Annotated in this window: 17 protein-coding genes; 9 read left to right on the plus strand and 8 right to left on the minus strand. The window is 65.8% G+C overall.

Annotation, left to right across the window (positions count from 1 at the left end):
• The first annotated feature begins 132 nt into the window (after window positions 1-132).
• The 3 genes from CNE_RS19565 (at window position 133) to CNE_RS19575 (ending at window position 4,516) form a co-directional block, all read left to right on the plus strand.
• The gene (locus tag CNE_RS19565; protein ID WP_013952001.1) at window positions 133-783 is read left to right on the plus strand and encodes a response regulator transcription factor; all 651 of its coding nucleotides are present in this window, start codon (window positions 133-135) and stop codon (window positions 781-783) included.
• Window positions 780-3,701 carry a hybrid sensor histidine kinase/response regulator gene (locus CNE_RS19570; RefSeq protein ID WP_013952002.1) on the plus strand — a complete coding sequence of 974 codons (2,922 nt, stop codon included), beginning with the start codon at window positions 780-782 and terminating at the stop codon, window positions 3,699-3,701. The genes CNE_RS19565 and CNE_RS19570 overlap by 4 nt, the downstream gene beginning before the upstream one ends.
• 308 nt (window positions 3,702-4,009) lie before the next feature.
• Entirely contained in the window at window positions 4,010-4,516 is a 507-nt protein-coding gene (locus CNE_RS19575) for a glycine zipper family protein (protein WP_013952003.1), read from the plus strand.
• Window positions 4,517-4,610: 94 nt separating this feature from the next.
• On the opposite strand, the gene CNE_RS19580 is transcribed toward CNE_RS19575, so the two are convergent.
• Complete coding sequence (locus CNE_RS19580) at window positions 4,611-5,057, minus strand: hypothetical protein (RefSeq protein ID WP_013952004.1); 447 nt, start codon at window positions 5,055-5,057, stop codon at window positions 4,611-4,613.
• Between the two features lie 268 nt (window positions 5,058-5,325).
• On the opposite strand from CNE_RS19580, the gene CNE_RS19585 reads away from it, so the two are divergent.
• From CNE_RS19585 to CNE_RS19600, 4 genes are read left to right on the plus strand one after another with little or no spacing between them, the layout of a single operon-like run.
• Window positions 5,326-5,655 (plus strand): hypothetical protein, encoded by a 330-nt coding sequence (locus CNE_RS19585; RefSeq protein ID WP_041228524.1) that lies wholly within the window; start codon window positions 5,326-5,328, stop codon window positions 5,653-5,655.
• 53 nt (window positions 5,656-5,708) lie between these two features.
• Window positions 5,709-6,203 (plus strand): DUF3302 domain-containing protein, encoded by a 495-nt coding sequence (locus CNE_RS19590; protein WP_013952006.1) that lies wholly within the window; start codon window positions 5,709-5,711, stop codon window positions 6,201-6,203.
• Window positions 6,204-7,382, plus strand: a complete 1,179-nt coding sequence (locus CNE_RS19595) for an HlyD family secretion protein (protein WP_013952007.1) — start codon at window positions 6,204-6,206, stop codon at window positions 7,380-7,382.
• A gap of 44 nt (window positions 7,383-7,426) precedes the next feature.
• Window positions 7,427-8,812: an efflux transporter outer membrane subunit gene (locus tag CNE_RS19600; RefSeq protein WP_013952008.1), complete on the plus strand. Its 1,386-nt coding sequence runs from the start codon at window positions 7,427-7,429 to the stop codon at window positions 8,810-8,812.
• Between the two features lie 381 nt (window positions 8,813-9,193).
• Here the strand turns inward: CNE_RS19600 and CNE_RS19605 are convergent, their stop codons facing one another.
• Both CNE_RS19605 and CNE_RS19610 read right to left on the minus strand, forming a co-directional pair.
• Window positions 9,194-9,892: an alpha/beta hydrolase gene (locus CNE_RS19605; protein WP_013952009.1), complete on the minus strand. Its 699-nt coding sequence runs from the start codon at window positions 9,890-9,892 to the stop codon at window positions 9,194-9,196.
• Between the two features lie 221 nt (window positions 9,893-10,113).
• Window positions 10,114-11,085 carry an NAD-dependent epimerase/dehydratase family protein gene (locus CNE_RS19610; protein WP_013952010.1) on the minus strand — a complete coding sequence of 324 codons (972 nt, stop codon included), beginning with the start codon at window positions 11,083-11,085 and terminating at the stop codon, window positions 10,114-10,116.
• A 114-nt stretch (window positions 11,086-11,199) separates the two neighbouring features.
• Between CNE_RS19610 and CNE_RS19615 the strand changes: the two genes are divergently transcribed.
• Window positions 11,200-12,096, plus strand: a complete 897-nt coding sequence (locus tag CNE_RS19615) for a LysR family transcriptional regulator (protein ID WP_013952011.1) — start codon at window positions 11,200-11,202, stop codon at window positions 12,094-12,096.
• 14 nt (window positions 12,097-12,110) lie between these two features.
• Here the strand turns inward: CNE_RS19615 and CNE_RS19620 are convergent, their stop codons facing one another.
• Both CNE_RS19620 and CNE_RS19625 read right to left on the minus strand, forming a co-directional pair.
• Window positions 12,111-13,130: a class I fructose-bisphosphate aldolase gene (locus tag CNE_RS19620; RefSeq protein ID WP_013952012.1), complete on the minus strand. Its 1,020-nt coding sequence runs from the start codon at window positions 13,128-13,130 to the stop codon at window positions 12,111-12,113.
• An 85-nt stretch (window positions 13,131-13,215) separates the two neighbouring features.
• Complete coding sequence (locus CNE_RS19625; RefSeq protein ID WP_013952013.1) at window positions 13,216-13,551, minus strand: DUF3175 domain-containing protein; 336 nt, start codon at window positions 13,549-13,551, stop codon at window positions 13,216-13,218.
• Window positions 13,552-13,775: 224 nt separating this feature from the next.
• Between CNE_RS19625 and ilvD the strand changes: the two genes are divergently transcribed.
• Window positions 13,776-15,635 carry a dihydroxy-acid dehydratase gene (gene ilvD, locus CNE_RS19630; protein ID WP_013952014.1) on the plus strand — a complete coding sequence of 620 codons (1,860 nt, stop codon included), beginning with the start codon at window positions 13,776-13,778 and terminating at the stop codon, window positions 15,633-15,635.
• Between the two features lie 161 nt (window positions 15,636-15,796).
• Here ilvD and phnE read toward each other — a convergent pair whose 3' ends face one another.
• The 3 genes from phnE to CNE_RS19645 are packed head-to-tail and all read right to left on the minus strand — an operon-like array spanning window position 15,797 to window position 18,249.
• The gene (phnE, locus tag CNE_RS42140; protein WP_013952015.1) at window positions 15,797-16,585 is read right to left on the minus strand and encodes a phosphonate ABC transporter, permease protein PhnE; all 789 of its coding nucleotides are present in this window, start codon (window positions 16,583-16,585) and stop codon (window positions 15,797-15,799) included.
• A 3-nt stretch (window positions 16,586-16,588) separates the two neighbouring features.
• Window positions 16,589-17,410 carry a PhnE/PtxC family ABC transporter permease gene (locus CNE_RS42145; RefSeq protein WP_013952016.1) on the minus strand — a complete coding sequence of 274 codons (822 nt, stop codon included), beginning with the start codon at window positions 17,408-17,410 and terminating at the stop codon, window positions 16,589-16,591.
• Window positions 17,407-18,249 carry a phosphonate ABC transporter ATP-binding protein gene (locus CNE_RS19645; RefSeq protein WP_013952017.1) on the minus strand — a complete coding sequence of 281 codons (843 nt, stop codon included), beginning with the start codon at window positions 18,247-18,249 and terminating at the stop codon, window positions 17,407-17,409. Before CNE_RS19645 ends, CNE_RS42145 begins: the two co-directional genes overlap by 4 nt.
• Window positions 18,250-18,255 lie beyond the last annotated feature (6 nt).

An 18,255-nucleotide genomic window follows, 5' to 3' on the forward strand; every position in this document is an offset into this window, starting at 1 on the left:
GCCACCCCGATTCATTCATTGTGCCGCTGAGCGAGCGAAGGCATTTCTCGCCTCAAGGCCGGACCATCCATTGCAGGCTGTAGTAGCAGATACCCTCCCGGAGCCGATCCGGGGTGTGGAGAATTAACGCGCATGCCACCACGTACCATCTCCGCCGTGATCGCGGACGATCACCCGGTGATTCAACTCGCCGTCAAGACCACCCTGAGCGAGATCCCGAATGTCCAGGTTTCTGCGATGTGCGCTTCCGGCAGGGAGCTTTTCGCTGCGCTGGAGGCGCACCGGCCCGATCTCATTGTTACGGATTTCACAATGGGACGTTCCGAAGAGAGCGATGACGGACTTCGCCTGATCCGGCGACTCAAGCAGTCCAGCCCCGACACGCCGATCGTCGTCTTTACGATGCTGACCAACGGCGGTCTGCTCACGCGCATCCAGGAGACCGGTATCGCCGGCATCGTGGGGAAGAACGAGGACCCAGGCATCCTGCGGCAGATCTGCATTGATGCGATCTCCGGTCAGGGCCTGCGCTTGTCGCCGGGGGTATCGGCCAGGATGTCGAGCGCCGGCGCGCTGGCAGGCGCAAGCGCCAGCGCGCTGTCTCCGAAGGAGATCGAAGTCGTGCGGATGTTCGCCGCGGGAAGCACCGTCACCGCAATCGCCGGATACCTCCACCGCACGCTGGCGACCGTGGCGACACAGAAGCGCTCGGCCATGCGCAAGCTGAACATCACCAGCAACGCGGACCTCGTCGCGTACGCGCGCGACAACGGTCTGACATGATGCAGGGCACGTTCGAGCCGTCGCCCGACCTCCGCGCGGTTGAGCGGAATCTGCAGCGGGAACGCCGGGTCTTCTCGCTGGTGATTGTGTTGCTGGGGCTGCTTGCCGTGGCAATCGCCTCCACGGGCGTGTTCGTTCAGCTAAATGGCTCGCTGCGCGCCCAGGAGCAGGTGGCCCGCCTGTATGAGCAGGGTGTCGTCGATGCCGTCCTCGAACGCCGGAGTACACTGGCCGCGAGCAACCTGATCCTGGAACTGCGTGCCAATGGCACGCTTGCGCTCTCACCGGGCAGTCAGGGCGGCCTCTGCACGCAGGTTTTTCCGTCCGCGCCGGCCGACGACGTGCTGCAGCAGAGCTGCGACCAGTCGGTCGGCACGCTGATTGCCGCCAGCCAGAGGCCGTCGATCGAAATGATCTCGATCGCCAGCGGTGCGACGTATCGTTATGAATCGCCCGATGCATCGGGATCGGCGGCGCGGTCGATACCGCCGCCGATGCCGCCGGCACTCATCACCAGGACGATCCTCGATCGCTTCCGGAGCCGCGATATCGATGTTCTGCAGGCCGCGAGGGAAAAACGCGTCGAATGGCTGGGCGTCCCGGCCAGTGCGGCAGGCACCGATCCGGAGATGGTTGGCGCATCGCTGGTCGCGAAGGGAGACACGCTTTACGCGGTCGTGCTGACACGCATCCCACTGCACGAGCTACTGCGGCCTGCCGGGCCCAACCTGTCGATCCCCGAACCGATCGTGTTCGACAGCCTTGGCACTCCGCTGGTCGCGGCCGGCGCACGGGCCAACGCGCAACACCTGAATGCCAGGCTGGAAGCGCGGCCGGACGGATTATTCCACTGGGTCCCGGACTATGGCTGGGCAGTGCGCCGCCCGCCACTCGTGGCAGATTTCGGGCACCTGATCTTCGCGCTCCCGATCGGGCATCAGATTCGGGGGATGACGGAGGAACTGATTGTCATCGGCGCAATCACAGCCGTGCTGATTGCATTGCTGTTCGCGATGTACCGCTACTGGAACTATCGCTTCCTGACCGGCACTTATGCGGAAGCGGCGCGTGCACAGCGGCTCCTGCATGAAGCCCGGCTCGCGACCGAAGCGGCCGCCAGGGCCAGGGTGGCCTTCTTCGCGTCGATGAGCCACGAGATTCGCACGCCGCTTGCCTCGCTGCTGGGTAACATGGAACTCGTCGCAATGGGGCCTCTGGGGCCGGAGCAGCGGATGAGGGTGGGCGCGATGCAGGTGTCGGCGGAGGGACTGCTGCAGATCGTCAACGACGTGCTCGATTTCTCGAAGATCGACGTGGGCGCATTGAGCATCGAGGTACAGCCCGTATCCGTCACGGAGCTTCTCGGCCGCATCGCGATCGCCCATGCCCCGCTTGCCGCGCAGCGCGGACTGAGCTTCCTGGCGGTGTACAGCAGCCGCATTCCCTCGCAGCTCGATCTCGATCCCGTGCGCCTGACCCAGATCGTCAACAACCTGCTTGGCAACGCGTTCAAGTTCACCCAGGCGGGCAAGATCGTCCTGCGCGCGCAATGGCTGGAAGGGAATCTGGAGATCGTCATCGCCGATACCGGCATCGGCATACCGGATGAGTACCGGGACCGGCTCTTCCAGCCGTTCTCCCAGGTCGCCGACAATCGGATCGCCCAGGCGCGGGGAACCGGGCTGGGCCTGTCGATCTGCATGCGGCTGGTGGAACGGATGGGTGGCCGCATCATGCTGGACAGCACCCTGGGCGTGGGAACGCGCGTCACGGTTCGTCTGCCGCTGGGCGTGTCCGACGCGGTGCCGCCCCCGGTGCGCCCAGGCTTGCCGCCGAACCGGACGCTGGTGCTGTCCCGCGAACCCGAGTGCATCGAGGGATTGCTGAACCACTTCGACTGGGGCGCGTGCCAGCCGTCGGCGCGCTCAAACCTGGATGAGCCCGTGGATGCAGACAGCTATGACTGCCTGCTGGTGACCGAGGCATTTGATCCTGGGCACGTCATGGCCTGGTGGCCGAAGCCGGCCTCGGTCGTCTGGCTGAAGCAGTTGGGGCCGCTGGTTGCGACGACACGGCCGGATGGCGGCCGCGAGGTTTCCAGCTATAGCCTCGCAGGCATCCATGCAGCAGCGCTGGCGGTCATCACCGGAGCACAGCCACCGAAGCGGAGCGAGGAAGGCCTTGTCGGGCGCCCCACATCGCCGCTTGTGGGCCACGCCGTGCTGATCGCGGAAGACAACTTGCTGAACCGGAATCTGCTGCGCGACCAGCTTCGCGCACTGGGCGCGAGAGTCATCGTCGCGGGCAATGGCATCGAGGCCATGGCGGCACTGAGGGGGAATCGCATGAACGCGGTCCTGACCGATATCGACATGCCCGTCATGAACGGCTTCGACCTGCTTCGGGAAATGAGGCACGCCGGCATCGACATCCCCGTCTATGCCGTGAGCGCAAGCGCACGGCCCGAGGATGTCGCCGAAGGGCGGGCAAGGGGATTCACTGGCTATCTGACCAAGCCGGTGTCTCTCGCCGCGCTGGCGTCGGTTCTTGCACGCGGTGACGATGGCGTTGGCCATGAGGACGTGGAGCAGACAACCGCATCGCCCGGTGACGATGCTCTCCCCGAGTTGCCACGGATTCCTGCCGGATATGTCGAAGCATTCCTCGCCCAGACCGGAGCGGATCTCGACAAGTACGACGCGATTCGGGCCGGACGGGACATGACTGGGCTGGCGCAACTGCTGCACCGTATCGCGGGCGGCCTGGCGGTCGTCGGGCCGTCAGAACTGGCCGAGCTGTGCGAAGACCTGCGCGACTACGCCGCGGATGCGGACGGCTGGGACGACGAGATCGAGCTTCAGTCCGCGTATATCGCACAAAGCCTCAGGCAGTTGTGCCAGTGCCTGTCCGCTGGCTAGCAGCATTGCCGGCACGCCGGCCCGCCTCTTTCTAATTCCTGTGATTGCGAACGCACCTCTGCGCAGTCAGCATTGAGGGGACGGGTACAGACCGTCTTGCAGGCACCCGTCTTGGGTATTTCCCCAGGCAAGACCTCGCAGTTTGCCCGCCTCCCCGGCGGGCATTTCTTCCTTGGCCAGGGACAAGCGGCGCAGCGTCGGCTGCCACCGCCGGATGCCGTCACGCCTGGGCGTGCGCCGGTATCACCGGGGCATGACGGACCGACGCCCGTGGGTGCCCCGGACCTGGCACCTCATCAGGAGAGCTTATGAGCAATCGTCCAGACTTTGCGCTTGCCGCGTGTACGGCATTCGTTCTGATGTCGGGCGCGGTATCCGGCACGGCCGCAACGGCGCGGGCTCAGACCATGCTGCAGAAGCCCTACGCCTATCCGGCGCGAGGGCAATCGGCGTATCAGCAGACCAATGACGATGGCGCCTGCTACGGCTGGGCCAGACAGCAGACCGGCATCAATCCGTACCGGGTGGCAAGCACGCCGGTTCCGGTCATCGTGCCCGGTGGTGAGCGTATACGCGGCGCGGCGGGCGGGGCTGCTGCTGGCGCCGTGGCGGGCGCGATCGGCGGCGACGCAGGCAAGGGCGCCGCGGCGGGCGCGGCAGTCGGAACCATCGCGGGTGGCGTGGCGCATCGCCAGCAACGCCGCCAGGCCGTTGCCGCCAGTGCACAGGCGCAAGCCAGCAATGACTGGGCCATGACGTCGTACTGGCAAGCCTGGCGGGCCTGCATGACGGGCCGCGGCTACTCGGTGCAGTAAGCGCTGTTGTCAGGTGGACCGTGCTGAAATGGCCGGTCCACGGTGGCTCAGTGCGCCAGCCTGTGGAGCCCTGCAATCCTGCAATCGCGATCCGCTACAGAACAGCGCAGGCTTGCGCGCTGGCGGTGACGGTCAGGCTCACTCGCGCATCATTGCGCAACAGCACGCACAGGTAGCCGCCTGTCAAGTCCTCGGGGCGGGGATCTTCTGGCCACAGGGGCGGAAGCGGCACCGTGGAGGTGTGTTGCGCACCGGCGCCGGCATCGTTCCAGGTGATTGCAATGGGCCGCTCGGGCTTCTTGCCGAGGAAGCAGAACGAAGGCGCGGATTGCGATTGCCGCAACGAGGGCCCGGTCTCGCAATGGCCGGCGCGCACCGCCAGCACATCGTGATCGGTCCGATTGACGGCGACGAGCTTCGTCCATGGCCACGGCTCCTGGAACGGGCTCAAGGTCTCGGCGGTTGGGATTGCGCACCCGGACAGGGCGCTGGCGGCTGCGACGGCGACGAGGCCCGCAACGATAGGGGAAACAGCATTCATTGGGCTCTGCGGGTCGGGCGAGCCTGGACTACACCCGAGCGATGTACGACGGGGAACAGGGTAGGTCGGTCACGCCGTGGGGGCTATCAAAGGAATTCGAAAAGCGCCGCCGTACCGAGAGCGGATCCATGCCGCGCACCCGGACTTTCGAAGTTCTTTGATAGCCGCGACCGGCCCGCTGCCATAAGGTGTGGGCCTCATCGAGACGTGACCGGCTGCGCCGGTGCACGTCGTCGGCATCCGAATCCAATCGAAGGAACCTGCAGACATGATCAACAACTGCCGCCCGGCCGTCCGGGCCTTTGGCATTGCGCTGCTGATCGCGGGCGCCGGGCAAGCATATGCGCAGCTCCCGCGCGGACTGGAGTCAAAGGGTCTGCGAGATCAGCCCGATGCGTGCGCGCAAGCCGGACTTGCCTCGAAGCCCGCGGTCTGCCGCGCTGCCGGCGAGCCCGCCAGCAGCAAGTACAACCTTCTGTACGCCGACGCTGCGTCAGCGGACGAAGGCGAGGACGAATCACCATCCCACCGGCACGCGGGACACGCGCGCGATGACGCCTACCGGGGCGGCCCGCGCAACGAGGCAACCGGCTCTTGACCGGCCCGTGCATTGTGCAACCGAGCGCCAACGCTCCATCTCAAAAAAATTCGATGAAACTGCGCCCCTATCTACTGGCGGGCATCGGCCTGCTGGCATCGAGCGAACCTGCTTTCGCATCCGTACTCAGTGGCAAGGCCCTGGAGACCGCGGCCAATGCCATCTCCTGGGTGGTTCTGTTCTTCGTGCCGGTGGCAGGGGTCTACCTGTTCTGGATGCTGCATATCTGGCCCGAGAAGATCGCACATCGCAAGCGCCATCCGCAAAAGGAGGCCATCCATTCGCTATGCCTGCTGTCGCTCTTCTTTGGGGGCTTGCTGTGGCCACTGGCCTGGCTCTGGGCGCACACGAAACCCGTGTTCTACCGGGCCGCGTACGGCACAGACAAGGCACCGGAAGACGATGACGCGCCAGGCCATGACAAGGTGCCGTCGACGCAGGTAGCTGGGCATGGAGTCTCTTACGGGCCGAGGAACATCGTCACCTTGCGGGCATCCACGGCGATGGACATCGCCAGCGGCAAGCACGCCGGAAAGGAGCAGATCTGAATGGATGCGCTGCTGCTTGGTGTCTACGCGCTCGCCGTCTGGCTGATTTTCTTCAAGTTCAGATGGCTGCCTTGGAACACGACGTCGATGGTCATCGTGTTTACGATTCCCGTGGTTGCGATGACGATGCTGGTCCTTACGCTCAACGTGGTGGCCCCGTCTTCCCATGACGTGCGGGTGGTGGGCAAGGTCCTGCAGGTGGTGCCACAGGTCCGCGGCCGCATCGTCGAACTGCCGGCCGAAGGCAACCGGCGCTACAAGAAGGGCGATGTCCTGCTGCGGATCGATCCGACTCCCTATCAGGCCTCGGTCAGGCAGCTCGAAGGCAGGCTGATGGCCGACGATGCCGCGCTGGCTGAAGCCGAGGCATCGGCGCGCCAGCTCAGCGAATCGGTGCGCGGCGCGGCTGGACGGGTCAGCACTGTGCAGGCCAGGCTGTCGCTCGCCCGCCAGCGGGCCAAGGAGCATGACGCGCTGCTTGCGGCGGGGGCCGGGTCAAAGTTCGACCGGGAAGATGCACTGACCCGCCAGCGTGAACTGGAAGGCGAGCTGGTCAGCGCGCAGGCCACCGAGGATGAGGCCCGGCAGAAGCTGTCGGCCAGAAGCCAGGGGGAGTTTGCCGCCATTGCAACGGCACGCGCGAAGCGGGCGGAAACCGAAGTCATGCTCGAGAACGCCCGATGGGAGCTTGAGCAGACCGTCTACCGGGCGCCCTCCGATGGCAAGGTCGTGAACCTGCAGGTGCGCGTGGGCACCATGCTCGTGCCGTTCCCGTTCTCGCCGGCGTTCAGTTTTGTCGAGGATTCGCAGGAGGTTGTTGCCTTCTACAACCAGAACGAGCTTTACAACGTCAAGGAGGGCGATCGCGCCGAGATCTATCTGCCGACGAATCCGGGCGAGATCATCAAGGCGAAAGTCAATTCGATCGTCTGGGCACAATCGCAAGGCCAGATTGCGCAGGGCGGCATGATCCCGAACACCGGGGCCACCGAGGTGGTGCCGAACCGGTTCGCGGTCAAGCTCGATCTGCGCGACCAATCTAGCGGGCTGATGCTTCCGGTTGGGGCAGTCGGAGCGGGCGCGATCTATACGGAGCATATGGAGATGTTTCACATTATCCGCATGGTCTTCCTGCGCGTCAGTTCCAAGCTGAACTACCTGGTGTTCAAGCTTCACTAGGCTCACTCGATTCGATTTGCCAGAGATTTGGAAGAGGGAAGTCCGTGTCGTCGTTTCAACTGAAGAAGACCTTGCTGCTGGCGCTTCCGGTCGCCATGCTTTGCGGCTGCGCCCTGCAGACACCGCCCGAGGGCGCGGCCCTTCGACGCCAGGCCGTGCCGGCGCTCGAAGGACAGGCCACGTGGGCGAACGCGGCAACGGCCGGCGCCGCCGCAAATGGCTGGCTCGCGACCTTCGACGATGCCGAGCTGCAGCGGCTGGTGCGGGAGGCCATTGCGTACAACGGCGATCTCCGGCTGGCCGCGGTGCGCGTGCATCAGGCGCAGGCGCTGGTCGCCATCCAGCGCAGCGGTATGCTCCCGAGCGCAGGCGTGAAGGGCAGGGCGGGCAATTCGGAAACGCAGATCCTATCGATCGGCGCGAGCTGGGAGATCGACCTCTGGGGACGCATCCGCGCCCAGTCGCGCGCTGCGGAATCGCAATATGCGGCCACGAGGGACGATTATCTCTGGGCCCAGCGCGTGGTCGCGGCGACCACTGCCAGGGCATGGTTCACGCTGATCCAGAACGCGACGCTGGAGGATCGACTGCGGCAGATCGCCGCCATTCAGGATGAACTGGTGCGGATCACCGGCCAGCGCGTCGAGATCGGGATAGCACCGGAGACCGAGCTGCTGGAAGCGCGGAATGCGCTCCGCGCGCAACGCGACGCAATCGGGAAAGCCGAACTGGCCAGAAGCCAGGCCGCGCAAGCGCTGGAACTGCTGCTGGGCCGCTATCCCGCCGGAGAAATCGCGACCGGGCCGGAACTGCCGGCCATGCCCCCGGCCCCGGCTGCGGGCTTGCCGGCGAACCTGGTCGAGCGTCGGCCCGACCTGACGGCGTCGGCGCACCGTGTTGCGGCGGCCTTCGATATGCGGCAGTCGGCGGAGGCAGCGCGCCTGCCGGGCATTTCCATCAGCGCAGCCATCACCGGCATCCGGAGCGACGTGTTCCTGCTCAACCAGGCCGGCAGCCCGATCAAGGGACTCAGTGGTTCGTTCTTCGCACCGATCTTCACGGGTGGAGAGCTCAAGGCCAGGGCGGACTACTACAGCGCCGAAGAGAAAGCCGCCCTGATCGCCTATGGCAACACCGCGCTGCAGGCACTGAGCGAGGTGGAGGCGGGACTGCAGGCCGAATCCGGTTATGACGAGCGCACCAGGCAACTGCGGGAGCGGGTGGATGAAAGCCGTGGACTGGTGCTGCGAGAGGAGGCGCGCGCGGGTATCGGCGCCTCGGATACGCGGAGCGTGCTGAAGCAGCGGCAGGCACTCGTGGCCGCCGAGATGGATCTTATCAACGTGCAGGCCAACCATCTTAACCAGCGCATTGCGCTATTGTTGGCGTTGGGTGGTGATTGGAAGGACGAGGCGGGTGCCGGTGCATGAAGGGCTCGTGCTTGCCTCCAGACGAAAATTCTTGCACCAGAGGATGGGCCGGGGCCTGGCTGTAGCCGAACGAAGTCGGCCGCGATATTTTCCCAAGCGCTTGCCGAAGCCATGACTGCGGTGAAGAGAAATCGTTGAGCAAATTTCAACGCCACGGACATTCGCACCTCGCATTCCGAGGCGATGGCGCGCACGCACTGACGGACGTCTCTACGATCGGGCTTGCCCACGTCGGGGTGCTGGCCATCAGCCCCCATCTCTACACGAGTGTTGGCTACGATTCGCTCAACGACTTTGCACCGGGTCGCGCAGATCAGTGAGTACGAGAAAATCCTGTTGATCAACACCGCCCCATACGTGGACAAGTAGAGTCGGCAGTGGCTACGCCTTGATGGCCTCGCTTGCAGCCTCGTCGATCAAGGCCGCGACGTCTGCTGCCTTGGACGCCAGCGAAGCATGGCTTGCCGCCAGAGTCACGACTTTCCTGGCATTGAGCCGGGCCGCCATCTTCTGCTGGTTCTCCGGGGCGATCATCCGGTCTTCGCTGGAGACCTGGTACCAGGACGGCTTTTTCTTCCACGCCGGCGCAGTGATGGTATCGCCAAAGGTGCTGGCAAGCGGCGCCTTCTGCGTCACCGCCATCACCAGGGCTTCGTCGGGCGAAAGATCCCGGCAGAAGCTCTCGTGGAACTTGTCGGGGTTGAGCCACAGGTAGCCATCGCTGTCGGGCACCAGGTTCGGCGCTGCGGCAGGAAGATGCTGCTGCGTGATTGCGCCGGGGCTCTCTCCCGCGTCGGGAGCAAAGGCGGCGATATAGACAAGCCCGATCACATTCGGCTGGTCACCCACCTGGGTAATCACGGCGCCGCCGTATGAATGCCCCACCAGCAGGACAGGGCCTGCCTGCTGGGCAATCATCTTGCGGGTACGCTCGGCATCGTCAGCCAGCGAAGTCAACGGGAGCTCCACGGCGCGCAGGGACGTATAGCCCTTGCGTGCCAGCTCAATGATGACGTTGCGCCAATGCGCGGCGCCGCCCCAGAACCCGTGCACCAACACAACCGTAGGCTTGTTGCTCATGACCTGGACTCCTGTTCGTGGATGAATACGGCTCGCCGATCATGGCGGCACGCCGTGGGTCTTTCGGCGGCGCGGCCCGTGCTTCAACCGATGCCACGAAGGCTCGGCCTGGCGCCCCATACGACTATAGAAACAATGGCGCAGCGGAGCGAGCCATGATCGCGAGCCTTGACGTATGCGGAATACGGCGCCCCTGGCAGGGGGTAGCTCATGATGGCCTGTCAGGCGGCAGCGATTGCCGTGGGCTGGGTCTCCCGTACCGCGGCCAGTGTCTGGCGGATACCCTCGACATATGGTGTCTTGCGAATTGGCCCGACCAGCCGCTGCAGCGCGGAGTCGTCCATGACCAGCGGGTCCGTCATCAGGTAATGCATCTCGACCAGCTCGCGCATGAACGGGTTGAACAGGCCCAGCAGGCGCAGCATCGTCTTGCCGGCGACGCGCAGTTTCAGCGTGCGCCCGGTCTGCCGTTCCATTTCCGAGACCAGCTCGCGCTGCGTCGTGACACCGGCGCCCGCCAGGTGCCAGATCTTGCCGAAGGCCGCCGGCGTGTCGATCAGCCGCGCCACCACTGGCCCCACGTCGGGCACATAGACGAATTCGTGCGGCTGGTCGAGGAGCCCGATCATGTCAGCCGTGCCACCATTCACGGCCGCCTGCGCGGCGCGGTGCAGCAGGCTGGCTTGCACGCCCGGGCCATAGAAGTCAGGCAGCCGCAGCACCGTGGCGCGGATCCGCCCGCTGGCATCGGCCTGCATCAGCAGATCCTCCTGGGCCTTGCGCATGCGGCCTTTGAACGTGTGCGGCTCGCGCGGATGGTCTTCGCGGACCGGGTTGCCGGTCTGGACCCGGCCGTAGGGATAGACGGTGCCGATCAGGATGAAGTACTTGACGCCAGCGGCCACGGCGCCATCCAGGGTCTTGCGCATCAACTCGGGGTGCAGCTGGAACTGCCAGTAGTTGACGCCGACCATGTAGATCAGCGTCTCGATGCCGCTGGCGGCGGCTTGCACCGACTCGGGCGAATCGGGATTCCAGGTGACGACCTCGGCGAGCGGGTCCGTCCCGAAGGCTGTGCGCAGGCTGCCCGCGCTGCGGCCGACCACGCGATAGGGCCGGCCCTTGCTGCGCAGCGCGGCGGCCACGCTTTGCCCGATCGCGCCGGCTGCGCCGAAAAGAGCGACTTTGGACATGACGAATCTCCTTTTGAGTTGGCACCAGTGCTGAAAGCGGCTTCAGTCTGCAAGCTCGTGGGCTAAAAGGAAATTGCCTATAATCGGCTGGTCACTATAAATAAATGCATAGCCATGCCCAAGCGCGAACCAGACTGGGAGTGGTACCGGGCCTTCCTTCATGTGCTGGAGACCGGCTCGCTGTCCGCAGCCGGGCGGGCAATGGGCCTGACGCAGCCGACCGTCGGCCGGCATATCGACAGTCTCGAAGCCGCCCTCGGGCTGAAGCTGTTCACCCGCTCATTCGACGGATTCGCGCCGACCGACGCGGCGCATGAGCTGAAGCCCTATGCCGCTGGCATTGCCGCGACGGCCGCGGCGATGCGGCGGGTTGCCAGCGGCCACGGAGCGGGCGTGCGTGGCACGGTGCGCCTGTCGGCAAGCGAAGTCATCGGCGTCGAAGTGTTGCCGCCGATACTGGCGGCGCTGCACAACGAGCATCCGGAACTGGAAATCGAACTGGTGCTGTCGAACCAGGCCGACGACCTGCTGCGCCGCGACGCGGATATCGCGGTCCGGATGTTCCGGCCCGAGCAGGCAGCGCTGGTGGCCACGCGCGTCGGCGGGATCGAACTGGGTCTGCATGCCCACGAAAGTTATCTGGCATCCCATGGCGTGCCGAAGTCGCTGGCGGATCTGTCCCGTTTTGCGGCGATCGGCTTCGATCAGGAGAACGCCTTTATCCGCCGCTTGCAGGCCAGGTTCAAGGCCTTCTCGCGCGACGCCCTGGCTTTCCGTGCCGATAGCGACCTGGCCCAGCTGGGCGCGATACGCGCGGGATTTGGCATCGGCGTGTGCCAGTCAGCGCTGGCGGCGCGGGACCCGCGGCTGGTCAGGGTTCTGCCCAGCCAGTTCTCGATGACCATGGATACCTGGGTGGCGATGCACGAGGACCTGCGCGAGAGCGCGCGATGCGCGGTGACGTTTGCCGCGCTGGCTGCGGGGCTGCGCGCCTACGCCGAAGGGGCGTAGGCGCATCGGCAAGCTCAGCCAGCGTTCTCCTGCGCCGCGTCGTATTGCCCCAGGCAGGCCATGGCATTCAGCCGTGAGCGCTGCAGCAGCGCCCGTTGCGCTTGCGCCGCGTTGGCGGCATCGCCACGCCAGGCTAGCAGGGGCGGTTCCTGTAAGGCGCGCCCGTAGGAGAAGGACAGCCGCCAGGGCAGCGGGGCAAGCCGGTTCATGGCGTCCAGATTGACGGTGGCCTCGGTGGGAGTCTGGCCGCCGGACAGGAAGAAGATGCCCGGCACCGCTGCCGGCACCGTGCGCTTGAGCACCTGGACGGTCTGCATGGCGACCTCGGCCGGCGGCGCGTGCCCGGCGTCCTTGCCGGGCAGCACCATGCTTGGCTTCAGCAGCATGTGTTCCAGCACCACCGCATGCCGGTGCAAGGCATGAAAGACTGCATGCAGCACGGCCTCGGTGACCTCGGCACAACGGGCCATGGAGTGTGCGCCATCCATCAGCACCTCGGGCTCGACGATGGGTACCACGCCCGCTTCCTGGCAGATCGCGGCATAGCGCGCCAGTGCTTCCGCATTGGCCTGCACGGCAGCCCACCCCGGCAACTTGTCCGACACGTTGTAGACCGCACGCCACTTGGCAAAGCGCGCGCCCTGCTGGCGATAGCCGGCAAGCCGCTTGGCCAGCCCGTCGAGACCTTCGGTGACCTCGTCCCCGGGTGCCAGGGCCAGCGCGATCTTGCCCTTGTCCACCTTGATGCCGGGCACGATGCCCTGGCGCGCCGCCAGTTCCGGCAGCGGCGTGCCATCGTCGGCTCGCTGGCCCAGGGTTTCCTCGTACAGGATCACGCCGCTGATGAACTCGCCAAGACCCGGGGTCGACAAGAGCAGGTTGCGCCACGCGCGGCGGTTTTCCTCGCTCGACTCCACCCCGATGCGTTCGAACCGCTTGGCGATGGTCGGGCCGCTCTCGTCGGCTGCCAGCAACCCTCTGCCCGCTTGTGCCAGGGCGTCCACGGTGGCTTGCAGTTCGCTTTTTCTGTCCATGATCAGGCTCCGTGCAGGTGACATAGGAACAAGCATTGGCGCGAAAATGCCGTCGCGCAAGCAAGGCGGGGCGCGCAGTGCCCGCTCAAGGTGGCCGCCCGAACGCTTCGCGCAGCTTGCCCTTGGCCTTTTCCAGCGTGGCGCGACGCGCCTTTGGCAGATGACGGCCGGCGCGATTGATGTAGAAATTGAGCATCGACATTGCCGACTGGAACGCCGTGCCCTTGCGGCGCCGGCTGCTCACGGCGGAACGCTTGAGCGAAGCGGCAATTTCCTCGGGATTGTCCGAAGCGAAGAGGTGCGGTTCGAGGTCCAGCGCGTCGCTGTGCTCGGTTACCTGCTGTGACCAGCGCCGTCCCTTGCTGGTGCCAGCTTTGGCGCGGCCCTTTGCCGGCCGGCGGGTGGATTTCGTGGCAGCCATGTCCGGTCCTCCCACAGCGTTATCGGGATCCGTCTAGCCTAGGCAACTTCTCGCCGTCAGTGGGGGCTCAGGCGGGACAGGTGCGTGGTGGCAAGACAGCCCCGGCGGTGTGGGATAATTGCCCCTTTGCCCAGGGCGCAGCTCAAGAGGTTGTTCGCACGGGCGCGCAAGGGCCCTTATTCCCGTGGCCCGCTTCCTTTCTGCGATATTTCTTCAGCAATAAAATGCCCACATACCGTTCCAAAACCTCCACCGCCGGCCGCAACATGGCGGGGGCGCGCTCCCTGTGGCGCGCCACCGGCATGAAAGACGAAGATTTCTCCAAGCCCATCGTTGCGGTGGTCAATTCCTTCACCCAGTTCGTGCCCGGGCACGTGCACCTGAAGGACCTGGGCCAGCTGGTCGCGCGCGAGATCGAAGCCGCGGGCGGCGTGGCCAAGGAGTTCAACACCATCGCGGTCGATGACGGCATCGCCATGGGCCACGATGGCATGCTGTATTCGCTGCCCAGCCGCGACATCATCGCGGACTCGGTGGAATACATGGTCAACGCGCACTGCGCCGACGCCATGGTGTGCATCTCCAACTGCGACAAGATCACCCCCGGCATGCTGATGGCCGCCATGCGGCTCAACATCCCGGTGATCTTCGTCTCCGGCGGCCCGATGGAAGCCGGCAAGACGCGCCTGGCCAACCCCGTCACCAAGGCCATGGAGTTCAAGAAGCTCGACCTGGTGGACGCCATGGTGATCGCCGCCGACAGCGCCTATTCCGACGCTGATGTGGCCGAGGTGGAGCGCTCCGCCTGCCCCACCTGCGGTTCGTGCTCGGGCATGTTCACCGCCAACTCCATGAACTGCCTGACCGAGGCGCTGGGCCTGTCGCTGCCCGGCAACGGCACGGTGGTGGCCACCCACGCGGACCGCGAGCAGCTGTTCAAGCGCGCTGGCAGCCGCATCGTGGAACTGGCCCGCCAGTACTACGAGCAGGAAGACGCGCGCGTCCTGCCGCGCTCGGTAGGCTTCAAGGCGTTCGAGAACGCCATGACGCTGGACATCGCCATGGGCGGCTCCACCAACACCATCCTGCACCTGCTGGCGATCGCGAGCGAGGCGGGCATCGACTTCAGCATGACCGATATCGACCGTCTCTCGCGCGTCGTGCCGCAACTGTGCAAGGTGGCGCCCAACACCAACAAGTACCACATCGAAGACGTGCACCGCGCGGGCGGCATCATGGCCATCCTGGGCGAGCTGGAGCGCGCCGGCAAGCTGCACACCGACGTGCCCACGGTGCATGCCCCCACGCTCAAGGACGCGCTGGAGCAGTGGGACATCAGCCGCACCCAGGACGAAGCCGTCAGGAACTTCTACCTGGCCGGCCCGGCGGGCATTCCCACCCAGGTGGCGTTCAGCCAGAACACGCGCTGGCCCAGCCTGGACCTGGACCGCGCCGAGGGCTGCATCCGCTCCTACGAGCACGCTTTCTCCAAGGAAGGCGGCCTGGCGGTGCTGAGGGGCAATATCGCGCTCGACGGCTGCGTGGTGAAGACCGCCGGCGTGGACGAGAGCATCCTCGTGTTCGAAGGCACGGCCCACGTCACCGAATCGCAGGACGAGGCGGTGGAGAACATCCTCAATGACAAGGTCAAGGCCGGCGACGTGGTGATCGTGCGCTACGAAGGCCCCAAGGGCGGCCCCGGCATGCAGGAAATGCTCTACCCCACCAGCTACATCAAGTCCAAGGGCCTGGGCAAGGCCTGCGCGCTGCTGACTGACGGCCGCTTCTCCGGCGGCACCTCGGGTTTGTCCATCGGCCACTGCTCGCCCGAAGCTGCGGCCGGCGGCGCCATCGGCCTGGTGCGCGATGGGGACAAGATCCGCATCGACATTCCCAATCGCACCATCAACGTGCTGCTGCCCGACGAGGAACTGGCGAGCCGCCGCGAGGCGCAGAACGCCAAGGGGTGGAAGCCGGCCAAGCAGCGTCCGCGCAAGGTGTCTGCTGCGCTGAAGGCCTACGCCAAGCTGGTGATGTCGGCGGACAAGGGTGCGGTGCGGGACTTGTCGTTGCTGGATGACTGATCCCGGGGTGAAGCGCTAGTCCGTTTGCCGAGAAGGCCGCTCTTAGGAGCGGCTTTTTTTGTTCTTCGCCGATCTGCGCGGTGGGATCTGGCAATTTTTCCAGGCGCGAGCGGCATGGATTCCTGGACGCAGGAAGTAACCGCAAGCGTCGCCGGCGCTCTTCACGAATGCCAGCCAGCCCTCATGATCGCGCTGGCTGTGTCGACCACGGCCGCCAGGGCAAGCATGGCGATGATCACCGTGCAAGCCTGGGGCAGATGGAACAGGGACAGCTCGAAATACAGCATCTGCCCAAGCCCGCCGGCGCCGACAAAGCCAAGGATTGCCGCCACGCGGATATTCGTTTCCCAGCGGTACAGGATGTAGGCCAGGAACTGGGGCCATACGCAGGGCAGCGTCCCATACATGAAGACCAGCACGGCAGGAGTGCCCCCTTCCGTCAGCGCGCGCGCGGGTGCGCGCGGCGCATTCTCCAGCGCCTCGGCGAACAGGCGACCGAGCACGCCCGCGGTATGCAGTGCCAGGGCGAGGGTGCCGGCAAACGGTCCAAGGCCGACGGCGAGCACGGTCAGGGCTGCCCATACCAGCTCGGGAATCGAGCGCAACACGTTCAGTAGCAAGCGCGACAACGTGCGCAGCGCATCGCCGTAGAGCCCGGAAGCCGGTAGTGCCAGGCCAAAACCCAGCACCGCCGCACACAGCGTGCCCACGGCGGAAACCGCGAGCGTTTCGAGCATGCCGCCAGCGGTTCTGGCCAAAAAAGCGGATGACAGCTCCGGCGGGAAGAACGTCAGCAGGAAGCGCCCCATCTCGGCTGCAGCGTCCGCGGACAAGAGCTGGCTCAGGTCGAGCGACAGATACGCGAAGCTGCCCGAAACCGCGGCGGCCAACGCGATCAGGGTGAGCAGGCAGCGCATGCAGAATTGAGCGGCCTTGACCTTGTGCGCCATGATTCAGTCGATCAGCTTGCGCAGGCGCGCGCTGAGCGCGTCCGCCAGCAGAACCAGCAGCAGGAACACCAGCAGGATGGTCGCGGCTTCCCCGCCGTTGAGCAGTTTCACGGCCTGGTCCATCAACTGCCCAAGCCCGCCGGCGCCAACGAAACCCATAACCACGGAAGCCCGGATGGCACATTCCCAGCGGTAGACGGTGTACGAGACCAGCTCCTGCGCGGCATGGGGAAGCAGCCCATAGAACAGTGCCGCCAGGCGCCCGCTTCCGCTGCCAAACAGGGCATCCACGGCGCGTTTGTCGCTGGATTCTAGGATTTCCGCATAGACCTTTGCCAGCATGCCGCCATAGGTGATGGCCAGAGCGAGCACGCCCGCCGTCGCCCCCAGGCCGAGAGCACGCACGAAGACCAGCGCCCACACCAGTTCCGGCACCCCGCGCAGCAGCAGCACCAGGGTGCGCACGCCAGCGCGAACCGCCATGCGCGGCTTGCGTCCCCGGCCGGGGCCGATGCGCGACACCGACAGGCTGCCCGTCATGGCCACGGCCAGAGGTGTTGCGATCACAAAGGCGAGCGCAATGCCCGCGGTGGCGATCGCCAGCGTTTCCAGCGTGGCGTTGACCACAAGCCCGAGGAATCCGGGCGAAACCTCGGGCGGAAGGAAGTTGCGCACGAAGGCGCCCATCACCTTGAGGTTTTCGGTGTCGAACAAGGCTGAAGGGCTGAACCGGGACAGCCGCAACAATGGCCACAGCAGAAGCAGCGCGAGCACCAGGCCGCTTGCGCGCTGCAGCGCCTGAGGATCGCGCGGGTGGGTGGTCATCGGCACGCCGGCCTGGATGGGGTATCGCCATCGATGGCGGCGCTCGCACCTGCCGCGATGCTCATCAGGGCCTGGCTGCCTTGTACCGGGGGTGACGCGCTTTCGGAGGCATAGAGTTCGCGCAGCAGCGTGTCGGTCACGCGCTCGGCCGGCAGGTCGAAGGCGATCTCGCCCGCCTTCAAGCCGACGATGCGGGGAAACCAGCGCAGCGCCAGATCCACTGCGTGCAGGCTGGCGACCAGGGGCACCGCGCGTGTATCCGCTTCCCTGCGCAGCTCGCCCAGGGTAAGGTTGGCCAGCACCGGGTCCATTGCCGAGACCGGTTCGTCCGCCAGGATCAATTCCGGGCGCTGGTAAAGCACGCGGGCGACGCCCACGCGCTGCAGTTGGCCGCCCGAGAGCTGGTCGCACCGGTCGAACAGGCGGTCGGCCAGCTCAAGGCGGGCGAGCTGTTCACCGGCACCATCGATGTCTGCCGGATAGACCAGCGACAGCAAGGATTTCCAGCCGGGCCAGACGCCCAGGCGGCCGGCAAGGATGGCGGTGATCACCCGCTGGCGCGGCGGCATCGGCGGCGCCTGGTGCACCATGCCGATGCGGCAGCGCAATTGCCGCAGGCGTGCGGCGGACACCGCCCAGGGGCTTTGCTCCAGCACCTCCACACGGCCCTCGCTTGGCCGCAGCGACGTTGCCAGCAAGCGCAGCAAGGAGGTCTTGCCGGCTCCCGACGGACCGATGACGGCGATGGGCTCGCCGCGGCTGGCCGCCAGTGTGATCTGGCTGAGCGCACGCTGTCCGTTGGCGTAGCTGACGCTGGCGGCGTCCAGGCGGAAGCTCATCAGACC

Source organism: Cupriavidus necator N-1, assembly GCF_000219215.1.
Taxonomy (GTDB): domain Bacteria; phylum Pseudomonadota; class Gammaproteobacteria; order Burkholderiales; family Burkholderiaceae; genus Cupriavidus; species Cupriavidus necator.

What these genes read in the sequence shown, in the direction of transcription:
- CNE_RS19565 (WP_013952001.1), top strand. Translation starts at nt 133, where the DNA reads ATGCCACCACGTACCATCTCCGCCGTGATCGCGGACGATCACCCGGTG.
- CNE_RS19570 (WP_013952002.1), top strand. Translation starts at nt 780, where the DNA reads ATGATGCAGGGCACGTTCGAGCCGTCGCCCGACCTCCGCGCGGTTGAG.
- CNE_RS19575 (WP_013952003.1), top strand. Translation starts at nt 4,010, where the DNA reads ATGAGCAATCGTCCAGACTTTGCGCTTGCCGCGTGTACGGCATTCGTT.
- CNE_RS19580 (WP_013952004.1), bottom strand. Translation starts at nt 5,057, where the DNA reads ATGAATGCTGTTTCCCCTATCGTTGCGGGCCTCGTCGCCGTCGCAGCC.
- CNE_RS19585 (WP_041228524.1), top strand. Translation starts at nt 5,326, where the DNA reads ATGATCAACAACTGCCGCCCGGCCGTCCGGGCCTTTGGCATTGCGCTG.
- CNE_RS19590 (WP_013952006.1), top strand. Translation starts at nt 5,709, where the DNA reads ATGAAACTGCGCCCCTATCTACTGGCGGGCATCGGCCTGCTGGCATCG.
- CNE_RS19595 (WP_013952007.1), top strand. Translation starts at nt 6,204, where the DNA reads ATGGATGCGCTGCTGCTTGGTGTCTACGCGCTCGCCGTCTGGCTGATT.
- CNE_RS19605 (WP_013952009.1), bottom strand. Translation starts at nt 9,892, where the DNA reads ATGAGCAACAAGCCTACGGTTGTGTTGGTGCACGGGTTCTGGGGCGGC.
- CNE_RS19610 (WP_013952010.1), bottom strand. Translation starts at nt 11,085, where the DNA reads ATGTCCAAAGTCGCTCTTTTCGGCGCAGCCGGCGCGATCGGGCAAAGC.
- CNE_RS19615 (WP_013952011.1), top strand. Translation starts at nt 11,200, where the DNA reads ATGCCCAAGCGCGAACCAGACTGGGAGTGGTACCGGGCCTTCCTTCAT.
- CNE_RS19620 (WP_013952012.1), bottom strand. Translation starts at nt 13,130, where the DNA reads ATGGACAGAAAAAGCGAACTGCAAGCCACCGTGGACGCCCTGGCACAA.
- CNE_RS19625 (WP_013952013.1), bottom strand. Translation starts at nt 13,551, where the DNA reads ATGGCTGCCACGAAATCCACCCGCCGGCCGGCAAAGGGCCGCGCCAAA.
- ilvD (WP_013952014.1), top strand. Translation starts at nt 13,776, where the DNA reads ATGCCCACATACCGTTCCAAAACCTCCACCGCCGGCCGCAACATGGCG.
- phnE (WP_013952015.1), bottom strand. Translation starts at nt 16,585, where the DNA reads ATGGCGCACAAGGTCAAGGCCGCTCAATTCTGCATGCGCTGCCTGCTC.
- CNE_RS42145 (WP_013952016.1), bottom strand. Translation starts at nt 17,410, where the DNA reads ATGACCACCCACCCGCGCGATCCTCAGGCGCTGCAGCGCGCAAGCGGC.
- CNE_RS19645 (WP_013952017.1), bottom strand. Translation starts at nt 18,249, where the DNA reads ATGAGCTTCCGCCTGGACGCCGCCAGCGTCAGCTACGCCAACGGACAG.